Genomic DNA, 17,133 nt, shown 5'->3' with positions numbered 1-17,133 from the left:
CAGGACCCGCCTCTCCCGCACCAGGAAACGAGACCGGAATGACGACTCCACCGACCGCCCTGCGCACCGGCCGCCGCAGCCTCCCCGACCGCCTCCTGGGCGGGGTGGAACGCATCGGCAACAAGCTGCCGGACCCGTTCATGCTGTTCCTGTTTCTCTTCCTGGCGGTGGCCGTGGTCTCCACCGCCATGGCCTGGGCCAACGTGGTGGTCACCGTGCCCGGAGCCACCGAAGAAACGGTCATCAAAGGCTTCTTCACCGCCGAGGGGCTGAGCTGGTTCACCACCACCCTCGGCGCGAACTATCTGGGCTTTCCGCCCCTGGCCACCGTGCTGCCGATCCTGCTGGCCGTCGGCGTGGCGGAGAAATCCGGGCTGCTGTCGGCCCTGATCCGCAAGGCGTTCGGCTCCGCTCCGCGCTGGGCGCTGCCCTACGCCGTCGGCTTCGTGGGCGTCACCGGGTCCATCATGTCCGATGCCGCCTTCGTGGTGATCCCGCCGCTGGCCGCGCTGGTCTTCAAGGCGGCAGGCCGGCATCCGGTGGCCGGGCTGCTGGGCGGTTTTGCCGCCGCCGGGGCCGGATACTCCACGTCCATGCTGGTCACCAGCCTGGACGCACTATTTTCCGGCATTACGACGGCGGTCACCGAGAACCTGCCAAACCCCGGCGCTGCGGTGAATCCGCTGTCCAACTACTTCTTCAACTTCGTCTCCTCGTTTGTGCTGATCCTGCTGGCCGGCTTCATCATCGACAAGATCCTCGAACCCCGCCTGGCCCGGCAGGGTGTGCCCACCGAGGAAAGCGCCGGTGACGCCGTCGGCATCGACAGGCAGCCGGAAACCGGCACCGCTCCGGCACCGGCCCTGTCGTCGGTGCTGACCGGGGTGGAGCGCCGCGGCGTGCGCTGGGCGGTGCTGGCAGGCGTCGTCGTTGCCGGAGCCATCCTGGTGGGCGCGCTGCTGCCGGACTCACCCTGGCGCAATGAAGACGGCGGTTTCCTGCCCAAGTCTCCGCTGCTGAGCTCGATCGTCTTCATTGTGTTTGTCCTGTTCACCGTTCCGGGACTGGTGTACGGCAAGATCACCGGCACCATCGCCTCCGGCAAGGACATTCCGCTGGTCATGGGCGCCTCACTCAAGGACATGAGCGGGTTCCTGGTGCTGGCGTTCATCCTGGGCCAGTTCATCGCCCTGTTCAACTGGTCCGGCATCGGCAACTGGATTGCCGTGGCGGGAGCCTCCGGACTCGAGTCCATCGGCCTGACCGGCTATCCGGCCATCCTCGGCTTCATCCTGCTCGCGTCGGTGCTGAACCTGTTCATCATTTCCGGCTCGGCCATGTGGACCCTCATGGCGTCGGTGTTTGTGCCGATGTTCGCCCTGATCGGGTTTGAACCCGCGTTCATTCAGGGCGCCTTCCGGGTGGGGGACTCCGCCACACAGATCCTGACCCCGCTGAACCCGTACATGATTGTGCTCCTCACCATGCTGCGCAAGTATGAGCCGCAGGCCGGACTGGGCACGGTCATCGCAAGGATGCTGCCCTTCACCGTGCTCTTCTGGCTGGCCTGGGTGGCTGTGCTGACGGTGTTCTTCGTGTTCGACCTGCCGCTGGGCCCGGGCAATGGCATTTACATCGACCGCTAGACCTGAAACCAGCGAAAGGCACCTTCATGAGCTCCGCCCGCCCCAAGATCTACGCCCTGCACGAGAACCCCGAGTGGTTTCCCCCGTTTGCCCGCGCCTTTGAAGCCGAAGGCCTGGAGGTGGAGGAATGGCTGCTGACCGACGGCGTCCTGGACCTGGACTCGGTGCCGCCGGAAGGCATCTTCTGGTCCCGCATCAGCGCGTCCTCCGCCACCCGCGGCCACACCCTGTCCAAGGACTACGCCCGGTCGGTGTTGTCTTGGCTTGAGGCGCACGGCCGGCGGACGGTCAACGGCCGGCGGATCCTGGAACTGGAAATGAGCAAGGTCGACCAGCTCACCGCACTCCGCGCCGCCGGGATCGACACGCCGCGCACCGTTGCCGCCGTCGGCCGCCACCAGATCCTGGCTGCGGCGAAGGAGTTCTCCGCCCCCTTCATCACGAAGCACAACCAGGGCGGCAAGGGCCTGGGGGTGCGGAAATTCGAATCCCACGGAGAGCTGGCGGACTACGTGGCCGGCCCGGAGTTCGAGGAACCCGCAGACGGCATTACCCTCATCCAGGAGTTCATTGTTGCCGCCGAACCCACCATCACCCGGGTGGAGATCGTCGGCGGTGAATTCATCTACGCCATCACCGCGGACACTGCCCGGGGCGGATTCCAGCTCTGCCCGGCGGACGCCTGCGCGATCGATCCCTCCACCGGCAAACCCATCATGCCGCCCGGAGCCACCATTGCCCCGGATGCCGACACCCAGCTCTTCAGCCTGCGGGAAGGATTCGACCACCCCATCGTCGGCCGGTACCTCGACTTCGCCCGGCGCACCGGGCTGGAGGTTTGCGGCATCGAGTTCATGGAAACCGCCGACGGCCGGATCCTCACCTATGACGTGAACACCAACACCAACTACAACGCGGTGGTCGAAGCGACCGCTCCGCGCTCGGCGCCGCGGGCCCTGGCGCAGTATCTGGCCGGGCTCGGCGCCGTGCCTTCCGACAAGTAATTTATCCCTCGGAGCGGCGCGTCGCTATAGTCGGAATTAGCCAAACCGAAGGAGCTTCCGCTCATGACTGCTGCCCAGGAACCGACGTGGGTCAAGAACTACCAGCCCGGCGTTCCGGCAAACATCAAGTTGCCCACCGAGTCCCTGACAGCCATGGTGGAGGACGCCGTCGTCCGCTTCGGGCCCAAGGTGGCGCTGGAGTTCTTTGGCGCTGAGACGACTTACGCCGAGCTGGGTGACCAGATCAACCGCGCGGCGGAAGGCCTGCGGAGGCTGGGTGTGAGCCGCGGGCACCGGGTGGCCATCGTCCTGCCGAACTGCCCTCAGTACCTCATCGCGTTCTACGCCGTGCTGCGCCTGGGCGCCGTCGTCGTCGGCCACAACCCGCTGTACACGGAGCGGGAACTGCGCCACCAGTTCGAAAACCACGGAGCGCAGGTGGCGATCGTCTGGGACAAGGCCGTGGAAAAGATCCAGGGTTTCCCCGGTGACATCGCTGTGAAGACCGTGATCGCCGTGGACATCACCAAGGCCATGCCGCGGCTCAAGCGTTTGGCCCTGCGGCTGCCGGTGCCCTCCCTGCGCCGCACCCGCGCCGGGCTGACGGCTAAGACCGAGAACACCATGTCCTGGGAAAAGCTGCTGAGCACACCCCCGATCGACGCCGCCCATCCGCGGCCGTCCGTGCAGGACCTGGCGGCGCTGCAGTACACCTCGGGCACCACCGGCATTCCCAAGGGCGTGATGCTCACGCACTTCAACCTGCGGTCCAATGCCCTCCAGGGCCAGGCTTGGATGCACGGAGCCGAGGAGGGCAAGGAGACCATTTACGGCGTGCTGCCGATGTTCCACGCCTTCGGCCTGACCCTGTACCTGACGTTCGCCATGCTGACCGGTTCCCGGCTGGTGCTCTTCCCCAAGTTTGACGTGGACCTGGTGCTGGCAGCCGCGAAGAAGTCCAGGCCCACGGTCTTCTGCGCGGTCCCGCCGATCTACGAAAAGGTGGCGTTGGAGTCCAAAAAGCGCGGCATTGACCTGTCCACCATCCGCTTTGCCATCTCCGGAGCAATGACGCTGCCGGCAACCACGGTGAAACTGTGGGAAGAAGTCTCGGGCGGGCTGCTGGTGGAAGGCTACGGGCTCACCGAGTCCTCGCCGGTGGCGCTGGGCAACCCGTTTGCCGAATCCCGCCGCAACGGCACCATCGGGGTTCCCTTCCCGAGCACCGAAATGCGCGTGGCGGATCCGGAGCATCCGGAAAACGATGTTCCCGCCGGCGCTCCCGGTGAGCTCTTGATCCGCGGGCCGCAGGTGTTTGCCGGCTATTGGAACAACACCGAGGACACCGAGGAGGTGCTGCTCGAGGGCGGCTGGCTCCGCACCGGCGACATCGTCACGGTGGACGAGGACGGGTTCGTGAAGGTGGTGGACCGCCGCAAGGAATTGATCATCACCGGCGGCTTCAACGTCTCTCCCAGCGAGGTCGAAGAGGTGCTGCGCAGCAACCAGGACATTGCCGACGTTGCCGTAGTGGGGCTTCCCCGGGCCGACGGCGGCGAGCAGGTGGTGGCCGCCGTCGTGCTGCAGGCCGGAACGAAACTGGACGAAGCCGCGCTCCGGGCCTGGTGCCGCGAGCGGCTGACACCCTACAAGGTGCCGCGCCGCATCGTTGCCGTCGAGGAACTGCCGAAGTCCCTGCTGGGCAAGGTGCTGCGCCGTTCCGTCCGGGAGCTCTTGGCCGATACCAAATAGGGCAAGCGGAACACTACCTATTGACGCTCTGAAGCTGTTGCGTTGGAATAGTAAGTAGGCTTGGGATTCCAGGCCGGGTCGCCAAAAGGGCCCTCACAAAGGCTCATCCGGAGTTTGGCGTGCGCCGTCACCGGCCGATCGGCTCATCATTCCTCCGCCGTTCGTCCTTCGATGCATCCGGCATACTCCGGCCCAACGTGAATAAGCACCGGACAACGGTGAAGGTTCGCAGCTGAAGGAGAACAGCATGATCAGCAATCAGCAAGTCGAAGGCCTCATGGCCGGTTCAGGTAACGTACTGGGTCCCAACGGCGACAAAATTGGCGCGGTTGGAACGTTTTACTTGGATGATCAGACCAACGAACCCGCCTGGGTGACGGTCAACACCGGCCTTTTCGGCACCAACGAGTCCTTTGTTCCGCTTAGCGAGGCAACCGTTGAAGGCGTGGACGTGCTGGTGCCGTATTCCAAGGACGAGGTCAAGAACTCTCCGCAGGTGGAATCCGACGGATCCATCTCGCCGGAGGAGGAAGTGACGCTCTACCGCTACTACGGATTCACCTACGACGACGGCTCGTCCGACAGCAGCTCAATGGGCGCCGGCACGGGCACCATGACCGACAGCCGGTCCGGCACCGGCATCGACGAGGACTTCACGCGCTCCGGTGCGGGGGACTCCTCCGGAACCGTGGGCCACGACACCTCCGGTCCCACCACCGACGACGCCATGACCCGTTCGGAAGAACGGCTCGACGTTGGAACCCAGAGCCGGCAGACCGGCAAGGCGCGGCTGCGGAAATACGTCGTCACTGAAACCGTGACCACCCAGGTTCCGGTCAGCCACGAAGAGGTCCGCGTCGAGCGCGAGCCGATCACTGATGCGAACATCGACGCCGCCACGTCGGGCCCGGAGCTCAGCGAAGAAGAGCACGAGGTGACGCTGCACGCCGAGGAGCCGGTGGTCAGCAAGAAGACCGTTCCGGTGGAGCGGGTCCGGCTCGACACCGAGACGGTCACCGACACCGAAAGCGTGACTGAAGAAGTGAGCAAGGAGCAGATCGACACCGATGTGGACGGCTCACCGCGCCGGTCCGGCAAGTCGGGAACCGACAAGTCAGGCGGATCCGGCTCCGGACACTAGTTCCGGGCACGCCTGATGGGGAAATGATTCACGAACAGCAGCTCCGGCTTCGGCCGGAGCTGCTGTCCGTTAAGGACGGCCCCGCTGGTCGGGCGCCGGGTGCTGAACCGCCACCTGCCGCGCGGTCCGCTCCAGCACCTCCCGGCAGGCCAGGATGGCCGGGCGCCGGCTGCCGGCCCGCCGTGCGGAGGTGAAGATGCTGCGCCGCGGCTTGCCGTCAAGCTCCAGGAGCTGCACGCTCGGCTCCCGTCCGGTCCAGACGAGGTCAGGCATCAGGGCCACGGCGTTGCCGGACTCGATCAGGCGGATCTGGGCCTGCAGGTCGGCGGTTTCGTAGCGGACATCCGGTTCGAAACCCGCCCGCCGGCACGCCTGCTCCGCCCAATGGCGCGAAGCAGCACCCCGCGGCTCCATCACCCACGGCAGCTCCGCGGTGTCGGCCAGCGTCTGCACCGGCGGAAAGCCCGCATGGGGTGCGGCGAGCCGAATGGCATCGGAGGTCAGATGCACGCGGTCCAGCTCCGGATGCCGCACGGCGGCATGCCCGGGGTATTGCTCCGCAATCACCACGTCGAAGTCCCGCGCCCAGGTTTCGTACAGTGCCGTCTCCGGCTCGCGCTGCACCATTTCCACCCGCAGCTCCGGATGCTCCTGCCGCAGGATGGACAGGGCTCCCGGCATGAGGGCCAGGGCCGCTGACTGGAAGACCGCCACCCGGATGCGCCCGGTGACGGTGGTCAGGGACGACGCCAGGTCCGCTTCGGCCCGTTCCAGCGACTCCAGGATGTCTGAGGTGTGGCTGACCAGGATTTCCGCCTGCGGGGTCAGTTGCACTCCGCGTCCGGTTTTTCGCAGCAGCTGCACGCCGACGTCCTTCTCCAGCAGGGCCAGCTGCTGGGAGACGGCGGAGGGGCTCAGGGACAGCGCTTCCGCCACGGCGGCCAGCGTCCCTCGCACCTTAACCTCCCGCAGGAGGTTCAGCCGGCGCACATCCAGCAAGGGCTTCCTCCGATGTTTTTCCGATAAACCAAATCATTAGTAAATCTAACTTATATGCGTAAGAAAACTAACCTTTGCCTTACGCAAATTAGCGCGGATACTTGGAGAAGAATCAATCAGTCGCACGTTGAAAAGAGCTGGCCGCCATGAGCAACATCGTCACCGAAACCACCGCCGGTCCGGACGCACCCCAGGCCCTGGCCGGTGAAGCAGTTGCCCTCGTCCGCCGCTGGCTGGCCGAAGCCGCAAGTGTGCCGGTGGACGCCTCGGCAGCCCAGCTCGCCGGAGTCTTGAAGGACCCGTCCGGACTGGATTTCACCGTGGGATTTGTCGACGGCGTGATCCGTCCCGAGGACCTGCGGGTTGCCGGTCGGAACCTTGCTGCCCTGGCGCCCCGGGTGCCGGGCTTCCTGCCCTGGTACATGCGCTCGGCGGTTCGCCTCGGCGGCGTCATGGCCCCCGTGCTGCCCCAGGTTGTCATCCCCGTGGCCCGCAAGGTGCTGCGCCGCATGGTGGGCCACCTGATCGTCGATGCCACCGATGCCCGGCTGGGCAAGGCCATCACCGACATCCGGAAGGACGACGTCCGGCTGAACATGAACCTGCTCGGCGAGGCCGTGCTGGGCGAACGCGAGGCCGGACGCCGCCTCAAGGGCACCCATGACCTCCTGGCCCGGGACGACGTCGAGTACGTCTCCATCAAGGTGTCCTCCACCGTGTCCCCGCACTCGCACTGGGCGTTCGACGAAGCCGTCGAGCACGTGGTGGAAAGCCTGACTCCGCTCTACCGCCAGGCCGCCTCCTTTGCCCGGAAGAAGTTCATCAACTTGGACATGGAGGAGTACAAGGACCTGGAGATGACCATGGCGGTCTTCACCAGGCTGCTGTCCATGCCCGAGTTCAAGGATTTGGAAGCCGGCATCGTTCTGCAGGCGTACCTCCCCGACGCCCTGTCGGCCATGATGCGGCTGCAGGAGTTCGCCGCCGCACGCCGGGCCGACGGCGGTGCCGCCATCAAGGTGCGCGTCGTCAAGGGCGCCAACCTGCCCATGGAACAGGTGGAGGCCTCCCTGCACGGGTGGCCGCTGGCCACCTGCGGCACCAAGGCGGAGACCGACACCAACTACAAGCGGGTCATTAACTACGCGCTGCAGCCCGAGCGCGTCGCCAACGTCCGCGTCGGCGTGGCCGGCCACAACCTCTTCGACGTCGCGTTCGCCTGGCTGCTGGCCCAGCAGCGCGGAGTCGCCGACGGCATCGAATTCGAGATGCTGCTGGGCATGGCCACCGGCCAGGCCGAGGTCGTCAAGCGCGACGTCGGATCGCTGCTGCTGTACACCCCGGTGGTGCACCCGGCGGAGTTCGACGTCGCCATCGCCTACCTGATCCGGCGCCTGGAAGAGGGCGCCAGCTCCGAGAACTTCATGTCCGCAGTCTTTGAGCTCAGCGAAAACGAGGCGCTGTTCGAACGCGAGAAGCTGCGCTTCCTCACTTCCCTGGCGGACCTCGATGATGCCGTTCCCGCCTCCAACCGGGTCCAGGACCGCAGCCAGCCGCGCACGGCAGATTCCCGCGGCGCCGACGCCGCGAACACTGACTTTTCCAACACCCCCGATACTGATCCGGCACTGCCGGCCAACCAGGCGTGGGGCCGGGCCATTCTGGAGCGCATCGAGGATTCCGTCCTCGGCGTGGCCGCCGTCGCCGACGCGCAGATAACCGACGAAGCGGCACTGACCGCCGTCATTTCCACCGGCGTCGATTCCGCGAAGGGCTGGGCAGCCCTCAGCGGAACCGAACGCGCCGAGATCCTGCACCGCGCCGGAGCCGCTCTGGAGGACCGCCGCGCGGACCTGATGGAAGTCATGGCCGCCGAGACCGGCAAGACGCTGGACCAGTCGGATCCCGAAGTTTCCGAAGCCATCGACTTCGCGCACTACTACGCCGAGCGCGCCAAGGACCTGGAAACCGTCGACGGCGCCCGGTTCATTCCCGCACGCCTGACCGTGGTCACACCGCCGTGGAACTTCCCGGTCGCCATTCCCGCCGGCTCAACCCTGGCGGCCCTGGCCGCCGGCTCCGCCGTCATCATCAAGCCCGCGCGGCAGTCAGCCCGCAGCGGCGCGGTCATGGTGGAGGCCCTCTGGGCAGCCGGTGTTCCCCGCGACGTCCTGCAGCTGGTGCAGCTGCGCGAGCGCGAACTCGGCCGCCAGCTGGTCGCCCATCCGTCAGTGGACCGGGTGATCCTCACCGGCGGTTACGAAACGGCCGAACTTTTCCGTTCGTTCCGCGCCGATTTGCCGCTGCTGGCCGAGACCTCCGGCAAGAACGCCATCATCGTCACGCCCAGCGCCGACTTCGACCTGGCCGCCCGCGACGTCGTCGCCTCCGCCTTCGGCCATGCGGGCCAGAAGTGCTCCGCGGCCTCGCTGGTGATCCTCGTCGGCTCGGTGGCCCGGTCCCCGCGCTTCCGCAACCAGCTGGTCGACGCCGTGCAGTCCCTGAAGGTCGGCTATCCGGTGGACGCCGTGACGCAGATGGGTCCGGTCATCGAGCCGGCCGCCGGCAAGCTGCTGCGCGGCCTCACGGTCCTGGGCGAGGGCGAGTCCTGGCTGATCGAACCGAAGCAGCTTGATGACAGCGGCCGGCTGTGGAGCCCGGGGGTGCGCACCGGCGTGCGCCCCGGCTCCGAGTTCCACCTCACCGAGTACTTCGGTCCGATCCTCGGCGTGATGACCGCAGCCACGCTCGAGGATGCCATCGCCCTGCAGAACCAGATCGAGTACGGCCTCACCTCGGGCCTGCACTCCCTGGACTCCGCTGAAATGGACGTCTGGCTGGACAGCGTTTCCGCCGGCAACCTTTACATCAACCGCGGCATCACCGGCGCGATTGTGCAGCGCCAGCCCTTCGGCGGCTGGAAGAAGTCAGCGGTGGGCGCCGGCACCAAGGCCGGCGGCCCGAACTACCTGATGGGCTTGGGCCAGTGGGAACCCGCCCCCGCCACCGGCGCCGGCGCCCCCGTCCGTCATCAGGGAGCCGCCAAGATCCTGGCCGCGGCTGTTTCCGGCAGTTTTGCTGCCGACACCGACTTCCTGCACCGGGCACTGAGCAGCGACGCGGCAGCATGGGCCGACGAATTCGGCACTGCCAAGGATGTCTCCGCGCTGAGCGCCGAACGCAACGTCTTCCGTTACCGGCCGCTGCCCGTGACCGTCCGGCTGTCCGAAGATCAGCCGCTCTCCGCCCTGCTGCGGGTTGTGGCCGCAGGACTGCTGGCCGGTTCCGCGCTGCGCGTGTCCACCGGCGTGGAACTGCCGCTGGCCGTCCGTGCGCTGCTGACCGAACACGGGATATCGGTGGCGGAGGAAAACGACGCCGCGTGGCTGGCCTTTGCCGCCGGTTTCGATCCCGCGCTCCACGGCACCCGCATCCGCCTCATCGGGTCCGGCGCGTTGGCACTGGCGGGGGCCCTGGGAGGCCGGCCGGACGTGGCTGTTTATGCGAACCCGGTCACCGAGGCCGGCCGCGTCGAGCTGCTGCCGTTCCTCCACGAGCAGGCCATCAGCATTACCGCTCACCGCTTCGGAACGCCCAATCATCTGTCTGACGCCCTGATCTAGGGCAGGACCTAAGGTCGGGCAAAAGTCCCGGAAGAGACGGCACCGGGTCTATCCCGGTGCCGTCTTTTGTTGTTACGGTGTGGCCATGGAACTCATTTACGAGTAGGGCCGTGCCCGGAACCGGGCCGCCGGAGCAGCCAGTTTGAACTGAGTCATTTGCTGCTTCCCCCGGCCGCACGCACCCGCTATTTCGCAGACAGCATCCACCCATCGCCGGGTGCGCTTGTCCAGTGTGCGCAGCAGTGGCCGTGCTCCGTCCCCGACCGTTCCGCTGCAGCCTCCGCGTCTTCCGCGGCTTGCCTGTCCGGAACGGTGAGGACCGGCCCGCCTGCGCCATACCAGCGAAGCTCCCGGCCCGTACTTGAAGATCCGGAGACCACCATGACGTCCAAGAAACACCACTCGAATCCCCTGACCGCGCCGGCACCGACCGTGCCGGTCCTATCCGCGCCGGCACCGGGGGCACCGCTGGAGGCAACGGTGAACATGGCTCCCGCGGCGGCGGCCAAGCTGACCGGCGAGACTCCCGAAAGGACCGCCTCCTCCTTGGCCGCAGAAAGCGCCCTGCCCGGATGGCAGAGCTTGGGAAAGGACCACAAACCCACGCATGCCAACGGCAAGCAGGGCCGAAGGGAGAAAAAAGTGCGCTGGTAGAGCGCCGGCGCAGCCGCATAACTGCCGCCAATAACTGCCGCCAATAACTGGCACAGGGACCCGGGCTTCCAGCCCGGGTCCCTGTGCAAGCCGGTCCGGCGGTGCCATCATTGACAGCCACAGCCACAGCCACAGCCACAGCCACAGCGGACCGAAGAGGCTCACATGCTGCTCAACAGGAAAACCGCCGTCATCTACGGCGGAGGAGGAGCGGTCGGGGGAGCGGTGGCCCGTGCCTTCGCCCGCGAGGGGGCCCGTGTCTACCTGGCCGGCCGCAGTCCGGAGAAGCTGGAGGCCGTGGCACGGGAGATCCGCGCCGACGGCGGGCTGGCAGAGACGGCGCTGCTGGACGCCACCAACGCGCAGGCCGTGGATGCGCATGCCAAGGATGTGGCGGCAGCCTCCGGGAGCCTGGACATCTCAATGAACGTGATCCAGCACGGCGATGTCCAGGGTTCGCCGATGGTGGACATGTACGTGGAGGATTATCTGCGCCCGGTATCCACCGCGGTGCAGTCCATGTTCCTGACAGCCAGGGCAGCCGCCAGGCATATGATGCGGCAGCGGTCAGGCGTGATCCTGGCGTTCGGGGGCTCCGGCGACACGACGCCGGGAAACTACTACGGCGGGCTCATCACTGCGTTCGAAGCCATTGAGGCGATGCGGCGGCAACTGGCCGTCGAGCTCGGTGAATACGGCATCCGCGTGGTCACGCTGCGCAGCGGCGGCATTCCGGAATCCCTGCCGGCGGACCTGGACGGCCGCGAGGATATAACCAACAGCATTGTCGAAGCCACGCTGCTGCGGCGGGCAGCAACACTGGAAGAGGTGGGTTATGCGGCAGCGTTCGCGGCCTCGGACAAGGCGGCCAGCATGACAGCCGCTACCTTGAACATCAGCGCCGGAGCCTTGATGGACCGCTAGCCGTGTTCGCCGGGCCGGAGCTGCCAGAGCCGGTACTCGTCAGCATGGACCAGCGCCCGCTTTCCGGCGGCGGTGCGGATCCAGACGGCGCCGATCCCCGGAGCGACATCCTGCACCCGGCCGCGGTGGTGGACAACGCTGAGGATCATGGCCTCAATTTCATCGCCCCGCTGAAGGTCGTTGAGATTCCGAACCCGAACGCGGCGGTGATTTGGCGGCAGTGTCACGGGAGCCTCCTGGACGCAGGCGGGGAAAGTTCCACTGATTTGAACTGCAGTACTTAAGCGTGGACCGATTCCGTTAACGGAATATTTCCACCGGGAAACCGAAGGATGAAATCTTTCGGTTACGCAGGGATCTTCCAGATGGTGAAATCCTCGACGCTGACGGCGGTCCGGGTTCCGGCGTCGTCCTCGCGGATCCAGACGGTGCCCAGGCCCGGTGCGGTGTCGCGGACTTCTCCGCGGTAATACACTTCGCTTCCGCTGCGGACCTCTACGTGGTCCCCGCGGCGGATGGCGCGGATGTTTCGGACCCGCTTGGCGCGGGCAGGCTTGGAACGTGTGGGTGTGCTGGGCGTGCTGACAGCTGGCACGGGCTCTCTTTCGCTTGACTAGTTATGTCAACTAACCCGGAGGCGGAATTATTCCGGTCCTCAGCGAGGGCTTTTTCAACGGTGTCCCTGACGCCCTGATTTCCACCGCGTACGATCGAGGACATGGATATCGTGGACTTCCTGCTGACCCGCTTCCAGGACGATGCCGCGGAGTCCCGCAAGCTCCTGACGGCCCGAGGTGTTTCCCCTTCCGACCGCTGGTATGAGGAGCGGCTGCTGCGCGAATGCGAGGCCAAGCTAATGCTGATCGAGATTATTGGCGGTGCCAGACGCAACGCCCTCGCCCGGATGGTCATGGATCCGGACGGCCAGGGGAAGCAGTTCGCGGACGAGCTGGAATGGACAACCCTGGCGCTGGCGGCCATGGCTGCTGCCTACCAGGACCATCCGGATTATCAGGATGTCTGGCGGCTCACCGAAAAGCGGAGCTGACCCCGGCCAGAGGCTCCGGAGTGGGCGCCGGGGCATCCGAAGCCTTAGATTGATTGTCATGACTTCACCGAACTCCACAGACCTTCCGGCCGAAAGCAGCACGCTGCTGCGTGAGCTCGCAGCCCAGCACCGCGTTGTCACCACCTTCAAGGGATGGGACGGAACGCCCCGCGAGGTGTCGGATGAAACCCTGCGCAGGGTGCTCTCCGCGCTTGGAGTCGGAGTGGAGTCCGAGGAAGAGCTGGCGGCGTCCCTGGCTGGCGGGCGGCTGGCACCGTGGCGACAGACTCTGCCCGGGGCCGTCGTCGTTCGCGAACACAGGAGCCACTCCGTCGCCGTGCACACCCCCGCGGGGAAGGAAAACCGCGTCTGGATAACGTTGGAAGACGGGAACCGCCGGGAGATCGAGTGGCCGGCGGTTCCCAGCGAGGAACTGGATGTCGACGGAACCCGGATCGTCCGCACCATGGTGCTGCTGCCCGACGACCTGCCGCTGGGGTGGCACCGACTGGAGGTTGAGGGCGGCGGCGGTCAGGCCGAAACTGTCCTGGTCGTCACGCCGGAACGCCTGACGACGACGGCGGAGCTCTCCCGCCGCCGCGCCTGGGGGCTGATGGCGCAGCTGTACTCGGTGCGGTCCTCCCGGTCCTGGGGGATCGGCGACCTCAACGACCTGGCGGATCTGGCCGCGCTCTCCGGAGCCGACCATGGTGCCGGGTTCATCCTGATCAACCCGCTGCACGCCGCCGAACCCGTGCCGCCGCTGGAGCCGTCACCGTATCTGCCGGCCACGCGGCGCTTTTTCAATCCGCTCTATATCCGGGTGGAAGACATACCGGAGTACGGCTACCTTCCCGGCGAGGCCAGGGCAAAGGTCGAGGACGCGGCACGTACCCTGGGCGCGGCGAACCTGTCGGCGGAGCAGCTGGACCGGAACTCCACCTATGCGGCCAAGCTGGCAGCGCTGGAAGACATTTTCGCGGTGCCGCGCAGTTTTGCCCGGGAAAAGCAGTTTGAACAGTTCTGTGCCCTGGAAGGCCAGGGGTTGGAAAACTTCGCCCTGTGGTGCGCGCTGACGGAAACGCTGCCGGCCGGAGCTCCGGAATGGGAGCGGATCACCGGACCCGACAGCCCCTACGTGCAGGAACACGGTGCCGAGCTTGCTGCCCGCGGACAGTTCTACAAATGGCTGCAGTGGATCTGCGATCAGCAGCTCGAAAACGTCCAGTCAGTTGCCCGCCGCGCCGGCATGGCCATCGGCGTCGTCCACGACCTCGCCGTTGGCGTGCATCCGGCCGGAGCCGACGCCTGGATGCTGCGTCCGGTCCTGGCGCCCGGCGTGTCCGTGGGCGCACCGCCGGACATGTTCAACCAGCAGGGCCAGGACTGGAGCCAGCCCCCGTGGCATCCGCAGCGGCTGGCCGACGCCGGTTACCTGCCGTATCGGGACATGCTGCGCACGGTGCTGCGGCATGCCGGCGGCATCCGCGTCGACCACATCCTCGGACTGTTCCGGCAGTGGTGGATTCCGTCCGGATCTTCTCCGGGCGACGGCGCTTATGTGCACTTTGACCACGAAGCCCTGATCGGAATCCTGGCGCTCGAAGCCGAACGCGCCGGCGCCGTCGTCATCGGCGAGGACCTGGGGGTGTTCGAGCCCTGGGTGCAGGAATACCTCGGGGAGCGCGGCGTGCTGGGTACGTCCATCCTGTGGTTCGAACAGACGGAGACCGGTCCGCGCCTGCCGGAGGAGTACCGGCAGGGGGCACTGACCACCGTGAACACCCATGACCTGCCGCCTGCCGCAGGCTATCTGGCCGGGGAACACGTGGACCTCCGCGCGTCCCTGGGCCTGCTGAGCCGCCCGGTGGAGGAAGAGCGGGAGCTCGACGCCGCGGCTCAGGAAGCCCTGTTGTCCCTGGTGCGCACCCGGGGGCTGCTGGCGGAAACGGGTGCCGTCGGCGCCGAGAAGATACAGCAGACCGTCGAGGCGCTGCATTCCTTTATCCTGCAGACGCCGTCGGTGCTCCTCGGGGTGTCCCTGACCGACGCGGTGGGGGAGCGGCAAACCCAAAACCAGCCCGGCACGGGGGACGAATACCCCAACTGGCGCATCCCCCTGTGCGGACCGGACGGGCAGGCCATCCTGCTCGATGACCTGCCGTCCAACGACCGCTTCAACTCCTTGGCGAACCTGATGCAGCGGTCGATCTAGGACTCCAGCTTCATGGCCTTGCGCAGGGTCAGCGCGCCTCCGCTCTGCATGACGGCGCGGCGGTAGATGTTTTCGCTGAACCGCAGCAGGGCGTAGGCCGCGGCCAGGGCAATGCCGAGGGACAGGAAGGTTTCCCACAGCGGAATCTCGCTGTTCAGCATCCGGATGGGCATGGCGACGGACGAAACCACCGGAACGAAGGAGGCGATGACCAGCAGCTGTCCCTCGGCGAACATGCCGGCAAACAGTGCCGCAAAGATGACGCCGAGGACCGGTGTGGAGCTGTTGTTCAGGTCTTCGCTGCGGCTGGCCATGGCACCCAGCATGGCCCAGGCGGATGCCAGGATCAGGAACCCGGCGAGGAAGAACACCAGGAACCAGCCGGAGGCCGGAATGATCATTCCCACCATGTCCGCGGTGTCCGTGAAGTTCAGCGCCAGCAGGGCAGCCCCGCCGTACAGTGCCAGCTGGACCATGGCCAGGACGGTATTGCCCGCCACCTTGCCGTAGAGCAGCTGCCGGATGGGAATGGCGGTGGCGAGGATTTCCACGACCCGGTTCTGCTTTTCCTCCAGGACCGAGCTGGCGATGGCCATGCCGAAAATGATGGCCGACATGTAGAACAGGAAGCTGAAGGCAAAGCCGACGATGGTGGCCAGCAGGGCGTTGTCGGCATCGCCGTCCAGCAGTTCGTCCTCCAGCTCGCTTCCGGCCAGCAGCTCCGTGCCGGTCATCCCAGCCGCTTCGGCGTTGTCATTAATCACGGTGATCCGCAGAGCTTCAGCGACCGATGAGCGCAGTCCGCTGTCGATTTCCTCGTCGCCCACCAGTGTCCAGGTGCCGTCGGAGTCCTGCAGCAGCGCGGCGTCGGCCTCCCCGTCGCTGACCAGGTTCCGTGCAGCCTCGGGGGAGTCGGCAGTAACCGCCTCAAACGCGGTGCTGCCGTCAGCGGAGGCACTTTGGCCGGCGGTGTCCACCACCGACGCTCCGGACCCTGCGGTCACGGCCACGGTGTAGTCGGTGCCGCGGTTGGCCATGTAGGCGTTGAACACCACGGCACCCACGATCAGCACAAGGGTGACCACAGTCGAAATCAGGTAGCTGCGGTCGCGGGCCTTCACCATAACCTCGCGCAGGGTGACGATGGCCCAAGGGGGAGTGTTGTCCTCCGCCGGTTCCGGCCGTTGAGGCGCCGAGGAATCAGGGCGGCGGGTCTCGGTGGTGCTCATGCTGATACCTCCCGGTAAATTTCGCTGAGTGACGGCCTCAACGGCGTGAATTCTTCAACCGTGCCGCGGGCCAGGGCGGCGCCGAGCACGCGCTGGGCGGTGGTGTCGCCGTCGAACTCGAGCACTGCCGTGGGTCCGGCTACGTCAATAACCTCCAGGCCGGGCTCGTCCCGCAGCCAACCGGCATCCGGGGAAATGGTGATGCGGTGCCGGCGGGGCGCTTCGGCGCGCAGCTGCTCGCTGGATCCGGAGGCCATGACCTTTCCGGCCTTGAGCACCACCAGGTTGTCGCAGAGCCGGTCCACGAGGTCCAGCTGATGACTGGAAAACAGGACGGGGACACCTTCGCGGGTACGCTCGCGCAGCAACTCCACCATGGAATCGACCGCGGCAGGGTCAAGCCCGGAGAACGGCTCGTCCAGGATCAGCACGCTGGGCCGGTGCAGCAGCGACGCGGCGATCTGCACCCGCTGCTGGTTGCCCAGGGACAGCGACTCCAGCTTGTCCTTGTGCCTGTCGGCCAGAGTGAACCGTTCCAGCAGATCCATGGCTTCGGTGCGGGCGGCAGCTGAGCTCATCCGGTGGAGCTGGCCGAGGTAGACCAGCTGGTCCAGGATGGGCTGCTTGGGATAGAGCCCCCGTTCTTCGGGCATATAGCCGAAGCGGGACCGGTCAGCGGCGGTCACGGGGGAGCCGTCGAGGAGCACCTCGCCCCCGGTGGCCGTCAGCACCCCCATGATCATGCGCATGGTGGTGGTCTTTCCGGCGCCGTTGCCGCCCACAAATCCGGTCATTTGGCCGGACGGGACGTCGAACGTGACGCTGTCCACCGCCGTCTTGTCCCCGAATTTCCGGGTGAGGTCTTGAACCTGCAGCATGGGGGCTGCTCCTTTCCCGG

Annotated in this window: 14 protein-coding genes; 9 read left to right on the top strand and 5 right to left on the bottom strand. The window is 66.4% G+C overall.

Annotated elements, in window-relative coordinates:
- Positions 1-38: 38 nt before the first annotated feature.
- From QNO00_RS15460 to QNO00_RS15445, 4 genes are all read left to right on the top strand, one after another.
- Positions 39-1,646: an AbgT family transporter gene (locus tag QNO00_RS15460; protein WP_284025135.1), complete on the top strand. Its 1,608-nt coding sequence runs from the start codon at positions 39-41 to the stop codon at positions 1,644-1,646.
- 26 nt (positions 1,647-1,672) lie between these two features.
- Entirely contained in the window at positions 1,673-2,650 is a 978-nt protein-coding gene (locus tag QNO00_RS15455; RefSeq protein ID WP_229966227.1) for an ATP-grasp domain-containing protein, read from the top strand.
- A 63-nt stretch (positions 2,651-2,713) separates the two neighbouring features.
- Positions 2,714-4,402 carry a long-chain-fatty-acid--CoA ligase gene (locus QNO00_RS15450; protein WP_284025134.1) on the top strand — a complete coding sequence of 563 codons (1,689 nt, stop codon included), beginning with the start codon at positions 2,714-2,716 and terminating at the stop codon, positions 4,400-4,402.
- Between the two features lie 247 nt (positions 4,403-4,649).
- Complete coding sequence (locus tag QNO00_RS15445; protein ID WP_229966225.1) at positions 4,650-5,543, top strand: YsnF/AvaK domain-containing protein; 894 nt, start codon at positions 4,650-4,652, stop codon at positions 5,541-5,543.
- A gap of 69 nt (positions 5,544-5,612) precedes the next feature.
- Here QNO00_RS15445 and QNO00_RS15440 read toward each other — a convergent pair whose 3' ends face one another.
- Positions 5,613-6,542 (bottom strand): LysR substrate-binding domain-containing protein, encoded by a 930-nt coding sequence (locus QNO00_RS15440; protein WP_284025133.1) that lies wholly within the window; start codon positions 6,540-6,542, stop codon positions 5,613-5,615.
- Between the two features lie 146 nt (positions 6,543-6,688).
- Here QNO00_RS15440 and QNO00_RS15435 point away from each other — a divergent pair, with 146 nt between their 5' ends.
- The 3 genes from QNO00_RS15435 (at position 6,689) to QNO00_RS15425 (ending at position 11,743) form a co-directional block, all read left to right on the top strand.
- On the top strand, positions 6,689-10,165 hold the full coding sequence (locus tag QNO00_RS15435; protein WP_284025132.1) for a proline dehydrogenase family protein: 3,477 nt from the start codon (positions 6,689-6,691) through the stop codon (positions 10,163-10,165).
- A 381-nt stretch (positions 10,166-10,546) separates the two neighbouring features.
- The gene (locus tag QNO00_RS15430) at positions 10,547-10,819 is read left to right on the top strand and encodes a hypothetical protein (RefSeq protein WP_284025131.1); all 273 of its coding nucleotides are present in this window, start codon (positions 10,547-10,549) and stop codon (positions 10,817-10,819) included.
- A 165-nt stretch (positions 10,820-10,984) separates the two neighbouring features.
- Entirely contained in the window at positions 10,985-11,743 is a 759-nt protein-coding gene (locus QNO00_RS15425; RefSeq protein WP_229966221.1) for an SDR family NAD(P)-dependent oxidoreductase, read from the top strand.
- Here QNO00_RS15425 and QNO00_RS15420 read toward each other — a convergent pair.
- On the bottom strand, positions 11,740-11,970 hold the full coding sequence (locus QNO00_RS15420; protein WP_229966220.1) for a hypothetical protein: 231 nt from the start codon (positions 11,968-11,970) through the stop codon (positions 11,740-11,742). The genes QNO00_RS15425 and QNO00_RS15420 overlap by 4 nt on opposite strands.
- 119 nt (positions 11,971-12,089) lie before the next feature.
- Positions 12,090-12,338: a hypothetical protein gene (locus QNO00_RS15415; RefSeq protein WP_284025130.1), complete on the bottom strand. Its 249-nt coding sequence runs from the start codon at positions 12,336-12,338 to the stop codon at positions 12,090-12,092.
- Between the two features lie 123 nt (positions 12,339-12,461).
- Here QNO00_RS15415 and QNO00_RS15410 point away from each other — a divergent pair, with 123 nt between their 5' ends.
- The gene (locus QNO00_RS15410) at positions 12,462-12,791 is read left to right on the top strand and encodes a DUF6221 family protein (RefSeq protein WP_229966218.1); all 330 of its coding nucleotides are present in this window, start codon (positions 12,462-12,464) and stop codon (positions 12,789-12,791) included.
- Between the two features lie 58 nt (positions 12,792-12,849).
- Positions 12,850-15,006 (top strand): 4-alpha-glucanotransferase, encoded by a 2,157-nt coding sequence (gene malQ / locus QNO00_RS15405; RefSeq protein ID WP_284025129.1) that lies wholly within the window; start codon positions 12,850-12,852, stop codon positions 15,004-15,006.
- On the opposite strand, the gene QNO00_RS15400 is transcribed toward malQ, so the two are convergent.
- Positions 15,003-16,235 (bottom strand): ABC transporter permease, encoded by a 1,233-nt coding sequence (locus QNO00_RS15400; RefSeq protein WP_284025128.1) that lies wholly within the window; start codon positions 16,233-16,235, stop codon positions 15,003-15,005. The genes malQ and QNO00_RS15400 overlap by 4 nt on opposite strands.
- Positions 16,232-17,113 carry an ABC transporter ATP-binding protein gene (locus tag QNO00_RS15395; protein WP_229966215.1) on the bottom strand — a complete coding sequence of 294 codons (882 nt, stop codon included), beginning with the start codon at positions 17,111-17,113 and terminating at the stop codon, positions 16,232-16,234. Before QNO00_RS15395 ends, QNO00_RS15400 begins: the two co-directional genes overlap by 4 nt.
- Between the last annotated feature and the right edge of the window lie 20 nt (positions 17,114-17,133).

It is taken from the genome of Arthrobacter sp. zg-Y1219 (assembly GCF_030125545.1).
Taxonomy (GTDB): Bacteria; Actinomycetota; Actinomycetes; order Actinomycetales; family Micrococcaceae; genus Arthrobacter_B.
The sequence above is the reverse complement of the archived record's forward strand: the minus strand, read 5'-3'. Positions and strand labels throughout refer to the sequence as shown.